Here is a 16,942-nt window from a genome sequence, read left to right as displayed (position 1 = left end):
ATTTGTATATAGTTTGGGCGATATGCCGAATATATGTAACTAAATAATAATATATACATTTACTTTTGTTAGATATTTAAAAAATATTAAAAGCGTATTTGGGAATTATGATTTCTTTATTTTTACAATAAAATTATATTATAACACGAGGTATATATGAAAAAATTATTGTTTACTCTTGCCATTTTGTCGGGAGGGGTATTGTCTGCCGCTTTTGCACAGACAACATCGAGAACCCTTCCAGATGAAGCCCGAAATGTTAAGAATGATCCTGTGCTTGTCCGGCAATTTTTGGAAAAGTCGAGGAATTTTCAGAAACGGCAAATGTCTTCTGAAAGTGGTTTTCAACAAGTTCGTCCCTTGACGCGTAAAAAATCAGATGTAATTATCGATGCGGCTCCTTCTCTTTCGAATCTGAAATTGAACGGAGCTGTCGTTTATGATGAGAATAAAGATGTCAATACTTTCGGACTCTATTCATTTTCGGCCCAAGCTCCGGTAACCCGGGAAGAAGTGACTCTTATTCCTCGCTTGTCTGCGAGCGGCGGAGCGATTTATTCCGATGGAAAATTATACGTTTATGATTATGCCATAGATTATGGATATGTGTCGTCGAGTCGTTATGCTGTTTATGATGCTGTGACCGGGGCAGAGCTCGATTATAAAAGTATGGGTTATTCGTTGGGGCCTGTTTATCGGAATGCGGCAGTGAGTTGTGCCAAAGACCCGGTTACCGGCAAGGTCTATTGCTGCTCTTATGGTTATAACGAGAAGACAAAGGAGTTGTGCTATGTACTTTCTACATGGAATCTCGAAGGTATGTCCAAAGACAGTATAGCCCTTTTGTCGAAACCGATGCAGGTAATGGCTTGTGACTCTAACGGAAAACTTTACGGTATTTCGGCCAGTACGGCTACCGAGGGAAACAATGGCGGTATCTTGTATGAAATCAATAAAACAACGGGTACACTCCGGGAGATAGGAGATACACAAGTGTCTCCAAAATATACTCAGTCGGCTGTAATCAACACTTCTGACAATACGTTTTATTGGTTTGCCAATGAAGAAGACGAGGCTGCGAATCTTTATACGGTCGATTTGACAACAGGAGAAGCCGCTTTGGTCGGAGCGTTACCTTATGGAGATCAAGTCGTGGGGGCTTATATTCCCGACCCCGAAGCTCTTGATGGAGCTCCTTCGGGACCAGAGAATCTGTCGGTCTCTTTCGAGAACGGTTCCCTTTCCGGTACTGTATCTTTCGATATACCGTCCGAGACATACGATGGAAATGTTTTGAACGGTGATGTGACATATAAAGTTTTGGGTAATGGCGATGTGTTGGCTACAAGTGTCGCGGCTGCCGGGACGAAGGTTTCATGTCCTGTGACCGTTCCGTCATCGGCCATTTATAAATTGGAGGTCGTTTTGTCCAATTCGGTGGGCGATAGTCCTAAAAGCGATATGACCGTTTATATCGGCAAGGACAGTCCTTTGGCAGTGAACAATTTGAAAGTGGTTCGGACCGGCGATGTAAATACGGTTTCATGGAATTCTCCTACGGGTACGAAAAATGGGGGATATATGAATGTGGACGATTTACGTTATAAGATCGTGCGTATGCCCGATAATGTTCAAGTCGCCACAAATCATGCCGACAGTGTTTTCTCCGACACATTCACGACCGAAGAGTTGGCTCTTTACTACTATGTGGTAACTCCTTATAACGATGGTATCGAAGGCGAGCCCGCATCTTCCAATTCGGTGAGTGTAGGAGATGCGTTACTGCCTCCTTATTCACAGGATTTTACAGAGAAAAATTCTTTGGGATTGTTCACTGTGGTCGATGTGAATAACGATAATAAAACGTGGACTTATTCGAATGGTACGGTTCGGTATGCCTATCACATGAAGAATAATGCGGACGATTGGTTGATCACACCTCCTTTGAAATTGAAGAAAGGCTATATGTATGAATTTTCATTCGATACGTATGTGTTGAGCGCTCGTTCCGAGGAAAAGATGGAAATCAAGATGGGAACGGCTGCCACGGTCGAGGCGATGAATACCGTCATTATGGAGGAGCGCACTTATACCAATACGAGAACATCGCCCAAGACCGAGACTTTCTCGATCATGCCCGATGCCGACGGTACGTATTACATCGGATTCCATGCGGTAAGCGATGCCAATAAGGGAAATCTGACCGTCGATAATATTAAGGTGGGAGAGCCCATGTCTATTCATGTTCCGGGAGAAGTAGAGAATCTCACGCTTATTCCCGGAGCAAAGGGCGCATTGTCTGTTACAATCGGGCTTACTGCCCCGACAAAGAATCTTGTGGGCGGAGATTTGACCGAGTTGACAGCCGTCGATGTGAGACGTGGAGAGACTTTGGTCAAGACGTTTGAATCCCCGGCAAAAGGGACTGCACTTCAATTTGTGGATAATGGGGTCGTTTCCGGTTTGAATATTTATAGTGTGGTTGCACGCAACTCGTTTGGAGAAGGGGCTGTTACGACCGATACCGTATTGGTTGGCATAGATGTTCCGTTGGCGCCTCAATCGGTAACTTTTACCGATGAAGGGAACGGTTCGGGCTTGCTTTCTTGGGATAAGGTTCCCGAGACGGGGGAAAACGGCGGATATGTAAATCCCGAGGAAGTGGTTTATACTGTATATGATGCCGATTCGAAAGTGGTTGCCGACGATGTGACGGGCGACCGCTACGAGCTTACTTCGTTGAATAGCGAGATGCCGCAGGTGTTGTCTTATTTCTCGGTGACCGCTAAGAATCAAAAAGGAGAATCGGAGCCTGCGCAATCCAACTCGCGGTTAGTAGGACCTTCATATCCGGCTCCTTATACCGAGTCGTTTGCCGATGCGACAATTACCAATGGCCCGTGGACAACCGAACTCCTTGCCGGAAAGAGTTATGATTCCGATTGGACTCCACGAGCAGACCAATCACAGGATAACGATGGAGGCAGTGCCGACTTCCAGGGATATGCCGCCGGTGCTTCTACTCGCATTTACAGTCCGAAGATCGATATTTCGGCAGTCGATAATCCTCGTCTCAATGCTTGGATATTGATGCCGACCGGGGGTGTGAGAGTTCGTTTCCAAATTTCGGACGATTATGCCGATTGGCACGATGTAGATACTATCGAGGTCGCCGAAGAGTGGACTCGTGTGAATATAGACCTCGCGTCGTACAAATCCAAAAATTTGCGGATAGCCTTAGTGGGAGAGTGTCTCAAAGATTTCAATTTTGCCTATGTGGATCATATCGAAATTCGCGGTTATTTAGATAATAATCTTCAAGCGACAGGTATTACCGGACCGGAGAAAGTCAATTTCAAGGAGGAGGCTAAATATGTCGTATCGGTTTTGAATGAAGGCGTACGGGATGCCTCGCAATTTGCGGTTTATTTGACCGATGAGGAATTTAACGTATTGGCGACGAAAACAGTAGAGTCACTGGCTGCTCAGAGCTCTGTGAATGTGGAAATATCCTATACGCCTTCTATCGAAATGGCGGGCTCGGAATTGACGGTTTATGGTGTCGTGGGTTATGATTCAGATGAGGAACAAGACGATAACCGTACGAAAACCGCGGTCGTAACCAAAGTGAATGGTTCTTCCTATCCCGTAGCGACTGGATTGACCGGTAACCGTGAGGGTGCAGCCATTAAACTTGCGTGGTCGGCTCCGTCGCTCTCCAAACCGGTAGCCGAGGTTGTGACCGATGGTTTCGAGGATTATGACCCGTTTACCATCGATGGTTTCGGGGCTTGGACGGTAGCCGATGTCGATGGGGGGAATACTTATGTATTCGGAGAATCTCAATCTTGGCCTAATGCCGGACAACCGCAGGCGTTCATGATTTTCGATATGAATTCCGAGCATATAGCTGGATTGGGTGTCGATGAACGATTCATGATGGATAATTCTCATGGTTCCAAGTTGGCGGTATGCTGGTCTTCCGACCCTCAGACGACCGATCTCGGTCACAACGACGACTGGCTTATCTCTCCTCGTCTTGCCGATGGCGGACAGACCGTATCGTTCCAAGCGAAGGCTTATGATTCGAGCTTTACGGAATCGATAGAAGTATATTATTCGACAACGGGCAATGCTATCGAAGATTTTACGAACAATTTGGCTAAGGTAAGTTCTGTGCCGGCAGATACGTGGGCTACTTATACTTACGACTTGCCTGCGAATACCACCTATTTTGCCATACGTTGTGTATCGGCGAATGCATTCTTATTGGGTATCGACAATGTGGTTTATAAACCGCAACCGGTTCTTCCCGAAGGGTTGGCTGTGGAGAGTTACAATGTATATCGTAACGGGGAGCTGTTGGATAATACGGCTGCGACCGAGTTTACCGATAACGCTCCGTCCGACGGCGATAATGTTTATGCCGTATCGGTAGTTTACAACATGGGTGAATCTATATTGTCGGATCCGTGTACGGTGGGGACTTCGGGTATAGAAAATAATTCGATGGATAATATTCGCGTATACGAGGAGAATGGTACTATCGTCATTCGTGGTGCAGAGGGCAAGCGAGCCACAGTCTCCGATATGTCCGGTATCGTATTGCATAACGATATTTGTTCCGATGTCACGGTCATTTCGGTAAGCAGAGGCGTATATGTAGTTAAGGTAAACGGGAAAGCGATCAAGGTGATCGTTCGTTAAGGTATTTGTCGTGCATAAGAAAGGAGCCGCGACCGAGCATTCGGTCACGGCTCCTTTCTTATTGTGTTATATCGGCGTGCGGAAGAGCGAGAAGTTCACGCTCCCGTAACTACGGTGCTGGTCGAATAGGGGGTGAGTGGAAAAGTCATTGTTTTTGGAATGTTCGAGAACGAAGATTCCGCCCGGTTTCAAAAGACCTCTCGATAGCACTTCCTGCGGCAGGGTTTCCAACCGGGGCAGATCGTAAGGCGGATCGGCAAAAATGAGGTCGAATTGTTGCCGGCAGCTTTGTACGAACTTGAACACATCTCCCTTGATAGGAGTCAGATTCGGGTCGTTGAGTTGTTGTTGGACTTTGCGGATAAAATTGTATTGTGTCGGATAAATTTCCACGCATACCACCCGGCTGCATTCGCGCGATAATAATTCGAAACTGATGGCTCCTGTTCCGGCAAATAAATCAAGGGCTTCGATGCCCTTGAAATCGATCAGGTTTTCGAGTACGTTGAAAATGTTCTCCCGCGCGAAATCGGTCGTCGGTCGAGCTTTTATATTCGTAGGGACGTCGAAACGTCTGCGTCCGTATTTACCGCTAATAATTCGCATATTGATTCTGTTTTTCCATTTTTCTTGCAGTCTCGGCAAAGATAATATAAGGTGGGAGAAAGACAAAGCGAGCGGGTTTACTTTTCTTGTCGGTACACTTTGTATGTTCGTATCAGGAGGTAAAGGCGATGGGATAAGAATATTGGTTAGCAATTATCGTGTCGAATGCGGTTAATTGTGTCGGATAAAGTATAGCTTCCTGTAATATAATAGAATTCGTATTGAAACTGAAAAATGAAAGGGACGATTTTTTTCTCCATGAGCTTTTCTCTATATTTGCGGCATTCGCCGCCAATATAAGATGCAGCTCGGCATAGCCAAGTCGGAAATGAGATTTCGGTTTGCCTTTGTGCTCACCTTTCGCTATATTTGTAGAATATAGGATGCGGTTCGGCATAGTCAAATCGGAAATAAGATTTCCGTTTGCCTTTGCACTCACCTTTCGCTATATTTGCGTTTGTTATAGAATAAAAGAAAATTGTAGTTTTTACAAGCAAAAAGGGGAATGATTTTAGATACATTGTTTATTGAGAGTCTCTCGAATTTCGTACATGGTCTGTCAACGGCTTTTTTCCTATATTTCGGAATCAATTTGGTTTTCTTTCGGGCTACGAATCGGCCTCTTTTTATTTTGGGGTGTCTTTTTTGCCTGTGGGGTGTCCAAGACTTGAAAGACTTGTTATTGTATATAGATACTATCGGCGATTCTCCATATTATTCTACTATTCTTTTATCGATAGATATGTGGGCAGTTCCTCTTTGTGCGCTTTTCTTGTTGGAGATATTGTCCCCCGGGTTCGCTACTCTCCGTCGAGTCCTTTTGTTTGAATTACCATTGGTTTTATTTACTGTCGTTTATATAATGACCGGTTTATTCGAGGTTTATATGTCGAGTGTCGTTTATACGGCGGTAGTTTGTGCATTGGTAGTCTTGTTTATAATCGTGAGGGTGAGGAGGTATAACCGGTATATGCGTGATAACTATTCTTATACCGAGCGTATTAATGTACAGTGGCTGATGAACAGTATGGCTATTTTGGCCGTGTGTCTGTTGTCTTGGCTGTATGTTTGTACGAATGTCAGCCATTTGGGCGATATGTTTTATTATATTTCATCTACTGTATTGTGGGCGGTTGTTTTGTATTATAGTTTGCGTCAAGAATGGATTCCTCAGGCGCAAGATATGGAGTCGGAGGAAACGGGTGTATCCCGTAATTTCGTTTCGCAGATGGGAGGCAAGCTCGAAGAGTATATCCGAGAGAAGGAACTCTATCTGAACCCCAAATTGTCGTTGTCGGACTTGGCGGTCGAGATGGGAACAAACCGAAGTTATTTATCCAATTGTCTGAATAACGAATTGGGTATCACTTTCTACGATTATATCAACTCGTTCCGGTTGGAAAAGGCGAAAGAGATTCTCGATGACTCCGGTTTCGAGGGCTGTATCGAAGATGTGGCGATTCGTAGTGGTTTTAATTCTGTTTCTACATTTCGTCGTTCTTTTCAAAAAAAATACGGTTGTACTCCTTCGCAGTATCGGAAAAATGCCTTAGGACATAGATAGTTGCCTTGAAGATTCCGTTAAGGGAGAGTAAATTGTTCAGGTTCAATCAAGACAATCAAAAAACTATGGGATCTTTTTTAACCCCTCTCCTCAGAAACAGGTTTCTTCGGTGCTTTCCCTATATTAGGCCAACTTTTGTTTATTGGTCGGTTTCGAAACTATTTAGAAGCTGTTTTAAATTTATTGAGAAATAATATTATCCTTGCAAGCAGGTATGTTCCGGCCATATTGAACCCCTGTCTTGCATCTTGAATCCCTTGATTTTTGTCAATAGCCCGCTATTGACAAAAATCTCGGACTCCAATCTGCTTCAACATAGGTCTCAATCTGTCTCGGAATAATTTTAAAACAGCTTCTTATTTGAAATAAAAAAGGCTGTCTCCCGACAGCCAATTTGTAAACCTTAAATCTAATACTATGAAAAAACATAGTACAAATGTATAACTGTAATTCTTATTTTCCAAATCAAGGCCTTAAAAAGGTTGTTGATTTAACATAATTTGAGTGAAATCAATTGATTTTGTTAACTAGTTTGTTTTGCTCTTATTTTCTTGGGAACGAGAAAAGTATTTATGAAAGAAGAGCAGCTGATAATCTATGGAATTGTTCCAATAGGCATGGTTGTGTCCTCCGGGACGTTCGATATAATCGTGTTTTATATTACGGGTGAGTAATGCCTGATGTGTTCTTCGGTTGACTTCGAGAAAGAAATCGTCTACTCCGCAGTCGATGATAATGGCGAGATCTCCGTCGTTTAGAGAGGGGATCAGGTTAATAACGGTGTGTTCGTCCCAGCGTTTTTTATTGGCTACGAATTCTCCCAACTGGTCTTTCATTTTCCAGTTCGTAGGGAAAGGGCGGATATCGAGACCTCCGCTGGTGCTGCCTACGGCTCCGAAAACATCGCGGTGACGGATTGCATTCCACATGGCTCCGTGTCCTCCCATACTGAGCCCGGAAATGGCTCTTGCCTTGCGATCGGGTATGGTACGGAAGTGGGAGTCGACGTATCGAATCACTTCGTCTGATATATAGTCTTCGAATTGCATGTCTTTATTGCGGGGGCTGTTCCAGTACCAACTGTTAATTTTCCCATCGGGGCAAACGATGATGAAGTTGTAGAGGGAGGCGATTTGCGGCAACTCGGGTTTTATTTTCAGCCAAGCCGAATAATTGTCTCCGCATCCGTGTAGGAGGTACACTACCGGGTAACGGGTGTCGCTATGGGTGTAGCTTTCGGGGAGGATAATTACGTTTTTGAGGTCGTGCCCCATTTTGCTATGTATAGTTATCGTGTCGACTTGTTGAGCCGAAAGAGTAGCGACACATAGGAATAAAGTGAGCAGTAAAGAAATGTTTTTTTTCATGGGTGTAATTTTAAAAATTTATCGTTTTACATATTCGGTAACAAAATCTATATTGTCGAGTAACAAGCGACCGGGGGCGTTATAGAACTGTAATCCGGTAATTTCTCCGGCTTTAACTTGGGAAATAAAAAAGTCTTTACCGATTTCGTCGTTTAACAGTGCCTGCCAAGCGGTATCGGAAGCATCGAGAGTTTGTCCGTCTTCTCCTTCGGTCGTTGCCAATATATCGGTGAGGATAATTCGTTGTTCCTCTTCGGGTAACTCTTCTTCGGGTTCGAAGAGATTGTATTCGTCATCGTCGCCGGTGATTTGTCCGATGAGGTCTTCGCTATCTTCGTAACTGCTGATCTGTCCGGAAAGCCACCATTCGCCGTTCCATTGTATGAATCCGGTACGTAAAATGAGAGACGGGTCTTTCATATCGCGGGGAATCCCTATCAGCGAGCGGTTGGTCGCTTCGATAATCCGGTCGGTCGCTATGTGGCGGAATCGGGTGACTGTCTCATCGGCGTTTTCGTAACGGAAATAACCGGTGTATTTGTGTCCCATACTCGACAGAGAGGCATGTAAAGGGGAAGCCTCTCCCAATACTTCGGCAAGCCAGTGGGGTGGTGTGAGCCGCATAAATTCGGTTACATGATTGAAACCGAAGTCGTTACAAAGCAGGTTTACCATATCGGGTATTTGCTCGTCCATACCGGCTTCTTTGGCTTCTTCGGCAAGGGACTCGGCTTGGTCTTCCAATAAGAAACCGTTGTTGAAGAATAGGTAGGACTGGGTACAAAGCCAAAGAAAACGGGCGTGCAATGCGTAAAGGTTATGAGATTCTTTTTCGTCGATTCGGAAGTATTGGAGTAGCTTTTCGTTTTCGGGAGCCGATTCGTATTCGGTCTCGAATATTTCCATCACGTCGGAGGCTATCGCAGCGAATGTATCGAGTGTGGGTGAATAGGGTATGTCGAGGTTGTTGAGTTGCATGTGGTAATGCCACACGAGGAATTGTACCTCTTCGATGTTGATTTCGCCGGGCGTATAGTCTTCGTCGAGTGTATAAAACGGGAGCGGTTTTCCGAAACGTTTACCGTGAATACGAGTGAAGGCTTGAAAAATACCGGTTTGTGAAATAATATCCTCGAAATAGGCCGTGAGGATGCAGGCAAGCTCTTTTTGTTCGGTCTCGTCTATTTTGCGATAATCGCTTTCTTCGAGAGAGGTTTCGACGGCTCGAATGGCAGCCAGAACTTTATTGGCCAATGTGATGTAGTAAAGGTCGGTGGGTGCTGAGCCGGAGTAAGGATGCAATGTTTTCCAATCGCCGTTATATATGCGTTGTTTGTCGGTATTCATGCGAAACTTGTGTTATGTGTTTACAAAAGTAGTTATAAATTGGGAAAAGAGTGGCGTATTGTAGCGTTTTATTATGTCTGTTACACGGTTTCCCATTATAAAACGAGTTATAAGGGATATTTGCAGATGAAAAAGCCGGGCCTCATCGTACAATCGAAAGGAAAGTATTGATTATCGAGGATAAAATAATTAACTTTGTGACCTAAAAGACATAGGGCCATAGAGATGGCCTACAATATTAATAGCGTTTGCTATTTGTTCCATACAGAATGAAACGTCGGAAACTTCATTTGATATGAACGGGAACAAGTTGTAAGCGTCCTGCTTTGCATGGGCGTGACTTGCCGTTCATAACACCAATTCCGACGGGTGCATTCTGGGCAGTTTCGTCCATGCTTTGTATCCGTTGAATTTGTTGTATTATGAACATTGGCATTCGCATAGATTTTGAATGCCAATGGATTTTATCATTAAGCATGCCTCCCCATTGTACACAATTTTCAAATGGGTATCGGGGCGTTTTTTCGTGCGGGGAAAACGAGGAAAGTATTACCGCACGAAAACCTATATTTCGATAACGTTAATTTGGAGCATTGGATTGTTGTCGCCGGTTGCGAATGTTTATGCCCGTGGGTTTACCGAGTCGAGGTCGAGGCCCACTTTTGTTTCGCCCTATTATTTTGGTCCCAATGCTTTCCCGATTCCTGATGTACTGACAAAAACCAGTGATAAACTTAAAATTGAATTGGCAGGGGATTACTATTGGGGCAAGAATTATACGACGGATATTTTTCTGAAAACCCATATCCCCTTATGGACGCATCGAGCCAATCTTTCGCTTTGGTGGCCTGTGATTGAATGGTATGATGATATAAAAAACAAAGGTAAAATGTCGGGAGATGTATACCTCAGTATAGACATGCAGCTCTTCGAAGAACGTAGAATAGTGCCATCGTGGACTTTAAGAGCTGCCCTCAAAACCGCTTCGGGAGGAGGTTACGAAATCGACCGTTATTATGATTGTCCCGGTTATTTCTTTGATACCTATTTGGGTAAAACGTTCCAGATTGCGAGCGCCGTGATACAGATTTTTTCCGGTGGCGGATTCTTATGTTGGCAAACGGACAACGGCAGGCAAAATGATGCGGTTCAGTATGGAGTTTTAGTTGGGTTACGATGGGGAAAATTCAGTATAAGCGAGACTTTTGGCGGATATAGTGGTTGGGAATCGAATTCTAAAAAATATGGACATTTGGCTCATGATTGCCCTATGTCTTTGAAAACAAAACTTTCGTATGTCATATCCAATTGGGAGATCGGTGCGATGTTGCAACATGGTTTGTCCGATTATCCTTATACTCAGCTACGAATCGGCATCTCTTATTCTATCGACATTCTCAATCGGGAATGAGTTTTTTGTGCTTTTTACAATAAAATTTATTCTATGCCTGCCTTGTGTTTGTTTGACAAGTCTGTCTAAAAATAGGTAACGCTCCGGTATCACCAAATAAATTTGTTTCTGCTCTCACCTTTCGCTATTTTTGTCTCGGAATTATGAAAAAAGGAACAGAACAAGAAGAACAGGGCGCGCCGTTGGCTGCCGGCTTGCATGCGTGGTACGCCGAGAATCACCGGGTGTTGCCGTGGAGGGGTATTACCGATGCGTATCGTATTTGGATTTCGGAGATTATTTTGCAGCAGACACGGGTGGTGCAGGGCTTCGAGTATTACAATAGATTCATATCCCGATTTCCCGATGTGCGATCTTTGGCTGCCGCCGATGACGACGAGGTGATGAAACTGTGGCAAGGATTGGGCTATTATAGCCGGGCTCGTAATTTGTTGACTGCTGCCCGTCAGGTGGTGGAACGATTCGGCGGGGAGTTCCCGACGACTTACGAGGGTATACGTTCTTTGCAGGGAATAGGGGATTATACGGCGGCAGCGATAGCTTCGTTCGCTTACGGGTTGCCTCATGCCGTGGTGGACGGTAATGTGTATCGGGTTCTTTCCCGAATTTATGGTATCGATACGCCTATCGACACGACCGAGGGACGAAAGTTGTTTGCCGCTCTTGCCGACGAGTTGCTCGACCGGAAAGACCCGGGCGGGTATAATCAGGCGTTGATGGAGTTCGGTGCACTGTATTGTGTTCCTCGCTCACCTCAGTGCGGAAGGTGTATTTTTGCCGACCGTTGTATGGCTTTGGCGACTCATCGGGTAGAAGAGTTACCGGTGAAACAGGGTAAGACGGTGGTAAAACCTCGTTATTTCAATTATTTTTATGTGAGACAGGGCGGAGATACTTGGATTCGCCGGCGGGAGGGACGTGATATTTGGCGTAATTTGTATGAGCTTCCGCTTATCGAGACCGATGAAGAACAGGGGCTCGATGACTTGCAGCGTAGCGGTATTTGGGCAGAGTTGTTTCATGGCGCCGGACAAGTGAGTGTTTCGTCTCAGGTGTATAGTTGTAAGCATGTGTTGTCGCATCGTATCATTCATGCCCGTTTTTACATGGTGGAGACGGAGTTTGCTCCCGATATGACCGGGTATATGAAGATTCCGGTGGAACGATTGGGAGATTATGCCGTGTCGCGCTTGACCGAAAGTTTCTTGGAAAAGCTGTCTATGAATTATCCTTCGTTGTTTTGAGACCGGATAATCTTACTTATTCATACGGGTAAGGAAAGGGATAGTTACTATTTATATAAACGAGGCTGATGTGCTGAATGTCGCTGTGTTTGGGGGCAGTCGAAATCAGAGGGGATTTTTTATGTGTCTAACTCCTGTCATCAGAAACTATTGTTTCTTCGGTTTCTTCCCTTTAATCCCTCTCATCGTCGCTACCGCTCCTCTGTTTCTCCCCTATATTTTGCGTTGTAACACCCCGTAATGCTACGGGACACGGCAGGGGAGAAGGTTAGAGTGTTTTGTCGCTAAAATTTGTTTCTGCTCTCGGTTTGCACTATCTTTGACACAACATAAAACAATCGAATGATAGAAAGAGTAATCATATTGGATGCTGTCGATCCGGTAGCGTTTTACGGCGTGAATAACGCGAATGTACAGTTGATTAAGAATTTGTTCCCGAAAGTGCGTATTGCCGCCCGCGGGAATGTGATGAAGGTGATCGGCGATGAGAAGGAGACCGAGGTTTTCGAGGAGAAAATCAAGTTGCTTGAAAAACATTGCGCCGAATATAACCAGTTGAGCGAGGAGGTAATCATCGATATTATCAAGGGCGATGAACCGCAAGCGATAAAACCGCAGGAGAACCTCATTATTTACGGAGTGAACGGTAAACCGATTACGGGGCGTACGCCAAACCAAAAGAAACTGGTGGAGGCTTTCGCCAAAAATGACTTGACTTTTGCGCTCGGTCCGGCGGGGTCGGGCAAGACTTATGTGGCGATAGCCCTTGCGGTGAAAGCGTTGAAAAACAAAGAGGTGAAGAAGATTATCCTGAGCCGTCCGGCTGTGGAGGCAGGAGAAAAATTGGGCTTTCTGCCGGGGGATATGAAGGATAAAATAGATCCTTATCTGCAACCGTTGTACGATGCTTTGCAGGATATGATTCCGGCAGTGAAGCTGAAAGAGTACATGGAGACGAACGTGATACAAATCGCTCCGTTGGCATTTATGAGGGGGCGTACGTTGAGCGATGCAGTGATTATTCTCGATGAGGCGCAGAACACGACCACACACCAGATAAAAATGTTTCTTACCCGATTGGGTATGAATGCGAAAATGATCGTTACCGGCGATATGACGCAGATCGATTTGCCTGCGTCGCAGACTTCGGGGTTGATACAGGCGATAGGGATTTTGAAAAATGTAGAGGGTATAGCCCGAGTGGAATTCAACAAGAAAGATATCGTGCGACATAAATTAGTACAGCGTATCGTCGAGGCTTATGAAAAACACGACGAGAAAGTACGCAAGGCTTCCATGTCTAAAAAGTATGAACAAGCCGAGAAAAAAGGAGAAGAGTAATGGGCGGTAACCTGTGGAGAAAATGGCTGGGAGAGAGTGACGAGCCAGGTCGTAACCGAGTGCAGGCTTTTGTTTATTCTCGTTTGTGGATGGGGGTATTTCCTTCATTCTTGGCAGGATTCGCTGTTATATTCCTTATTTGTTACTGGGGGAATCTGCCTGTCGAGAAGTCATCTAACAAGGCTTTGCTCTCCGGACTGTTATGCGTGGTGGGTTATGCGATAGGGGTTTGGGCTGCCGTAGCTCCCGATAAAGACGATGAGGAAGACGAGGTAGAGGATTCAACCGGAAAGGCGAGTTGGATAGATAAAGTGAAGTTAGCCGTTTGTTGTTTGGCATTAGTCGCTATATTCGCTTATCCCAGCATAGAACGGGTACTTAGCGGTGAACGAACCATTTTAGAGGGTTGTGTCGAACTGACGGGAAAATGCTTGATGATTGTCTGCTTGTTTGTTCCCGTTTATATCCGTTTAAAACGAAAGTCGAGAGGGAGTTTGAAATAGATTTATCTTAATCTTGCAATCGGTACACTATCTCGTTTTTATGTTGTATCTTTGCGCACAGATGTGAAAATGGGCTGAGCCTCGGCACTCTCAAATGAATTTGTTACAGCTCTCGGCTTGCACCGTTTTTTGCAAGGTCATTATCGAAGACGAATAACCGATTATAGTATAAACAGAAAAAGTATTACAGAAATGAAAAATGCTTTGGTAAAAACCGATTTCAAATTTCCCGGACAGAAGAGTGTGTATCACGGCAAAGTGCGCGATGTATACAATATCGACGACGAGCTGTTGGTGATGGTGGTCAGTGACCGTATTTCGGCATTCGACGTGATTCTTCCAGAGGGTATTCCTTACAAGGGGCAGGTGCTGAACCAGATTGCCGCTAAGTTTTTGGATGCTACGTCGGACATTGTCCCGAACTGGAAGGTGGCTACTCCCGATCCGATGGTGACCGTGGGGCTGCGTTGTGAACCATTCAAGGTAGAAATGGTCGTGCGGGGATATTTGACGGGACATGCATGGCGCGAGTACAAGGCTGGCAAACGAACGCTTTGCGGTGAGACGATGCCCGAGGGCATGAAGGAGAACGAAAAATTCCCGCATCCTATCATCACGCCGACTACCAAAGCCGATGAGGGTCACGACGAGGATATTTCGAAGGCGGAGATTATCGCCAGGGGTATCGTCTCGAAAGAGGACTATGAACAGTTGGAGAAATATACGTTGGCGTTGTATCAACGAGGCTGCGAGATGGCTGCTCAAAAGGGGCTTATTTTGGTGGATACGAAGTATGAGTTCGGCAAAATAGGCGATAAAATCATTCTCATCGACGAGATTCATACGCCCGATTCTTCGCGCTATTTCTATGCCGAAGGTTATGAAGATCGTCTTGCCCGTGGCGAGGAACAACGTCAGTTATCGAAAGAGTTCGTGCGTCAATGGTTGATTCAGAATGGATTTCAGGGTAAAGAGGGTCAACAGGTTCCCGAAATGACCGAGGAATACTGCAACAGCGTGTCGGATCGCTATATCGAGCTATATGAGCATATCGTGGGCGAAAAGTTCGTGAAAGCCGAGGGCGAGGACGTTGCCGCCCGTATCGAAAAGCACGTGACCGATTTTTTGAACAACCGTAAAAAATAACCGGTAAAAATCGATTGGTGACGAATGGATTATAAAGCGGAGGGAATAAAGCCTTATGACGAGGAGACGGACAAGACGACGCAGGTGCGGGAGATGTTCGATTCTATCGCTCCGGCTTATGACACAATGAACCGGACAATGACACTGGGTATAGACCGGTGGTGGCGTCGGGTGGCTGTGAAAATGTTGCGTCGCTATTCTCACCGTCGTATTCTCGATGTGGCTACGGGTACGGGTGATTTGGCGTTGCTACTGGACGAGCGTCTGCATCCAGACTGTGTCGTGGGTATCGATTTGTCGGAAGGCATGTTGCGCATAGCTCGTGAGAAAGTGACCGAGCGAAATGCACAAGAGCGGATTCTTTTCGAGGTGCAGGATTGCTTGTCGATGACATTCGACGACAACAGTTTCGATGTGGTGACGGTCGCCTACGGGGTGCGTAATTTTGAACATCTCGAAGATGGTTTTCGGGAGATGTACCGGGTGTTGAGTCCCGGCGGCGCACTGTGTGTGATCGAGTTGTCCACTCCTGAAAGATTCCCGTTTCGCCAGCTTTATAAGTTCTATACCTATACGTTTATTCCTTTCGTGGGTCGGTTGGTGTCGAAAGACCGCCGGGCTTACAGCTATCTGCCCCGTTCGGTAGCGGCCGTTCCACAAGGTGAGGATATGCTCGCTATTTTCCGTCGCGCGGGTTTCGGCCATTGCTATTGTCGTCGGCTCACTTTCGGCGCTTGCACGATTTATATCGGAGAGAAGTGAGAGGAGATAAATAAGAGTGAGTTTAGCGAGGCAGTTTTCTAACTGCCTCGCTTTTTAATGATTACATTTTATAATAAGTCGTCCCGGCAAGTGTGAGAGATGAAATATTACGTCTGTCTCGTGCTAATCTGTAAGAACCTTTATAAATGGTATTCCCATTTTCGTCCAATAATCTCACCTCTCCATTTTGTAATCTATAAGTAGCGGTGACGACTAACCGGTCGCCGTCCCATAATTCGCACTTTCCACTGCTGTAAAGATATATTTGTCTGCCGTCGTTGGCTTTGAGGCGTTGGGTTGAACGGAATACGACATTTTGCGATATACAAGTTTCGAAGGAAGCAATGTTTTCAATCGGTTTATTTGCGTTTGAAGAAAATATGATTCCTCCGCCAAGTAGCATAATGGCAACAATTAATTTTTTCATGTTTTTTTAGTTTGAGATTTTCCTACTCATTTATCGGCTTTTCGGATTCCTCCGGTTTGTACCTTGAAAGAGATAGATTACGCACATAAAAAAACGCGGTACTTTCAGTATATTCCCACTCAGAGGTGTTTGGCGTAACCCGACAGAAAAATAGACCAAAAGCCCGCGCTAACAAACGCGAGCATTTCAACTCTTATTCTTTTCTGTCTTTTTAGTCGCCAAACTTTCTGAGCAGCAGAATAAAGCTAAAACGCTTTTCCAATATGTCTAAAATGTGCGTATCAAATTATACGCTATGTTTCATAGGCAAATTATGTTATTGTTTATGATAAAAGCAAAGGTAATAAAATATTTATAATTTGTATAAAAACAGAGGAATCTGTGTAGTAGTTTACAGATGTTGTATCTCTTTATGGGCAAAATAATGGGGCTATCCGACTTTTTGGGGGGCACTTCTCAAAATCGGAGGGAGAATTTTTATGTATTTAACCCCTCTCCTCAGAAACAGCTGTTTCTG

At 45.0% G+C, this 16,942-nt stretch carries 13 protein-coding genes; 8 read left to right on the top strand and 5 right to left on the bottom strand.

Features of this window, described 5'->3' with window-relative positions; genetic code table 11:
- The first annotated feature begins 156 nt into the window (after nt 1-156).
- Nucleotides 157-4,707, top strand: coding sequence for a choice-of-anchor J domain-containing protein (locus tag QVD32_RS05725; protein ID WP_118687492.1), 4,551 nt, complete (start codon nt 157-159; stop codon nt 4,705-4,707).
- A gap of 66 nt (nt 4,708-4,773) precedes the next feature.
- Here the strand turns inward: QVD32_RS05725 and QVD32_RS05720 are convergent, their stop codons facing one another.
- Together QVD32_RS05720 and QVD32_RS05715 are read right to left on the bottom strand one after the other, a co-directional pair.
- The gene (locus QVD32_RS05720; RefSeq protein WP_118687493.1) at nt 4,774-5,313 is read right to left on the bottom strand and encodes an RsmD family RNA methyltransferase; all 540 of its coding nucleotides are present in this window, start codon (nt 5,311-5,313) and stop codon (nt 4,774-4,776) included.
- Between the two features lie 112 nt (nt 5,314-5,425).
- Nucleotides 5,426-5,752, bottom strand: coding sequence for a hypothetical protein (locus tag QVD32_RS05715; protein WP_021892281.1), 327 nt, complete (start codon nt 5,750-5,752; stop codon nt 5,426-5,428).
- A 66-nt stretch (nt 5,753-5,818) separates the two neighbouring features.
- On the opposite strand from QVD32_RS05715, the gene QVD32_RS05710 reads away from it, so the two are divergent.
- Nucleotides 5,819-6,877, top strand: coding sequence for a helix-turn-helix domain-containing protein (locus QVD32_RS05710; protein ID WP_021892280.1), 1,059 nt, complete (start codon nt 5,819-5,821; stop codon nt 6,875-6,877).
- Nucleotides 6,878-7,404: 527 nt separating this feature from the next.
- Here QVD32_RS05710 and QVD32_RS05705 read toward each other — a convergent pair.
- Nucleotides 7,405-8,244, bottom strand: coding sequence for an alpha/beta hydrolase (locus QVD32_RS05705; RefSeq protein ID WP_008861211.1), 840 nt, complete (start codon nt 8,242-8,244; stop codon nt 7,405-7,407).
- Nucleotides 8,245-8,262: 18 nt separating this feature from the next.
- The gene (locus tag QVD32_RS05700; protein ID WP_021892279.1) at nt 8,263-9,591 is read right to left on the bottom strand and encodes a DUF3843 family protein; all 1,329 of its coding nucleotides are present in this window, start codon (nt 9,589-9,591) and stop codon (nt 8,263-8,265) included.
- Between the two features lie 457 nt (nt 9,592-10,048).
- Between QVD32_RS05700 and QVD32_RS05695 the strand changes: the two genes are divergently transcribed.
- The 6 genes from QVD32_RS05695 to ubiE all read left to right on the top strand — a co-directional run bounded on the left by QVD32_RS05695 (nt 10,049) and on the right by ubiE (nt 15,998).
- Nucleotides 10,049-11,002, top strand: a complete 954-nt coding sequence (locus tag QVD32_RS05695; RefSeq protein WP_021892278.1) for a hypothetical protein — start codon at nt 10,049-10,051, stop codon at nt 11,000-11,002.
- A 143-nt stretch (nt 11,003-11,145) separates the two neighbouring features.
- On the top strand, nt 11,146-12,246 hold the full coding sequence (gene mutY / locus QVD32_RS05690; protein WP_021892277.1) for an A/G-specific adenine glycosylase: 1,101 nt from the start codon (nt 11,146-11,148) through the stop codon (nt 12,244-12,246).
- A 342-nt stretch (nt 12,247-12,588) separates the two neighbouring features.
- Nucleotides 12,589-13,587: a PhoH family protein gene (locus QVD32_RS05685; protein WP_008861207.1), complete on the top strand. Its 999-nt coding sequence runs from the start codon at nt 12,589-12,591 to the stop codon at nt 13,585-13,587.
- On the top strand, nt 13,587-14,090 hold the full coding sequence (locus QVD32_RS05680) for a hypothetical protein (protein WP_021892276.1): 504 nt from the start codon (nt 13,587-13,589) through the stop codon (nt 14,088-14,090). The genes QVD32_RS05685 and QVD32_RS05680 overlap by 1 nt, the downstream gene beginning before the upstream one ends.
- A gap of 192 nt (nt 14,091-14,282) precedes the next feature.
- Nucleotides 14,283-15,236, top strand: coding sequence for a phosphoribosylaminoimidazolesuccinocarboxamide synthase (locus QVD32_RS05675; RefSeq protein ID WP_008861205.1), 954 nt, complete (start codon nt 14,283-14,285; stop codon nt 15,234-15,236).
- A 24-nt stretch (nt 15,237-15,260) separates the two neighbouring features.
- Complete coding sequence (gene ubiE / locus QVD32_RS05670; RefSeq protein WP_021892275.1) at nt 15,261-15,998, top strand: bifunctional demethylmenaquinone methyltransferase/2-methoxy-6-polyprenyl-1,4-benzoquinol methylase UbiE; 738 nt, start codon at nt 15,261-15,263, stop codon at nt 15,996-15,998.
- 61 nt (nt 15,999-16,059) lie between these two features.
- On the opposite strand, the gene QVD32_RS05665 is transcribed toward ubiE, so the two are convergent.
- Nucleotides 16,060-16,425: a hypothetical protein gene (locus tag QVD32_RS05665; protein ID WP_040295854.1), complete on the bottom strand. Its 366-nt coding sequence runs from the start codon at nt 16,423-16,425 to the stop codon at nt 16,060-16,062.
- Between the last annotated feature and the right edge of the window lie 517 nt (nt 16,426-16,942).

This window comes from Barnesiella sp., from assembly GCF_022723415.1.
Taxonomy (GTDB): Bacteria; Bacteroidota; Bacteroidia; order Bacteroidales; family Barnesiellaceae; genus Barnesiella; species Barnesiella intestinihominis.
Note: the sequence above shows the minus strand (reverse complement) of the source record. Positions and strands in the feature narration are given on the sequence as shown.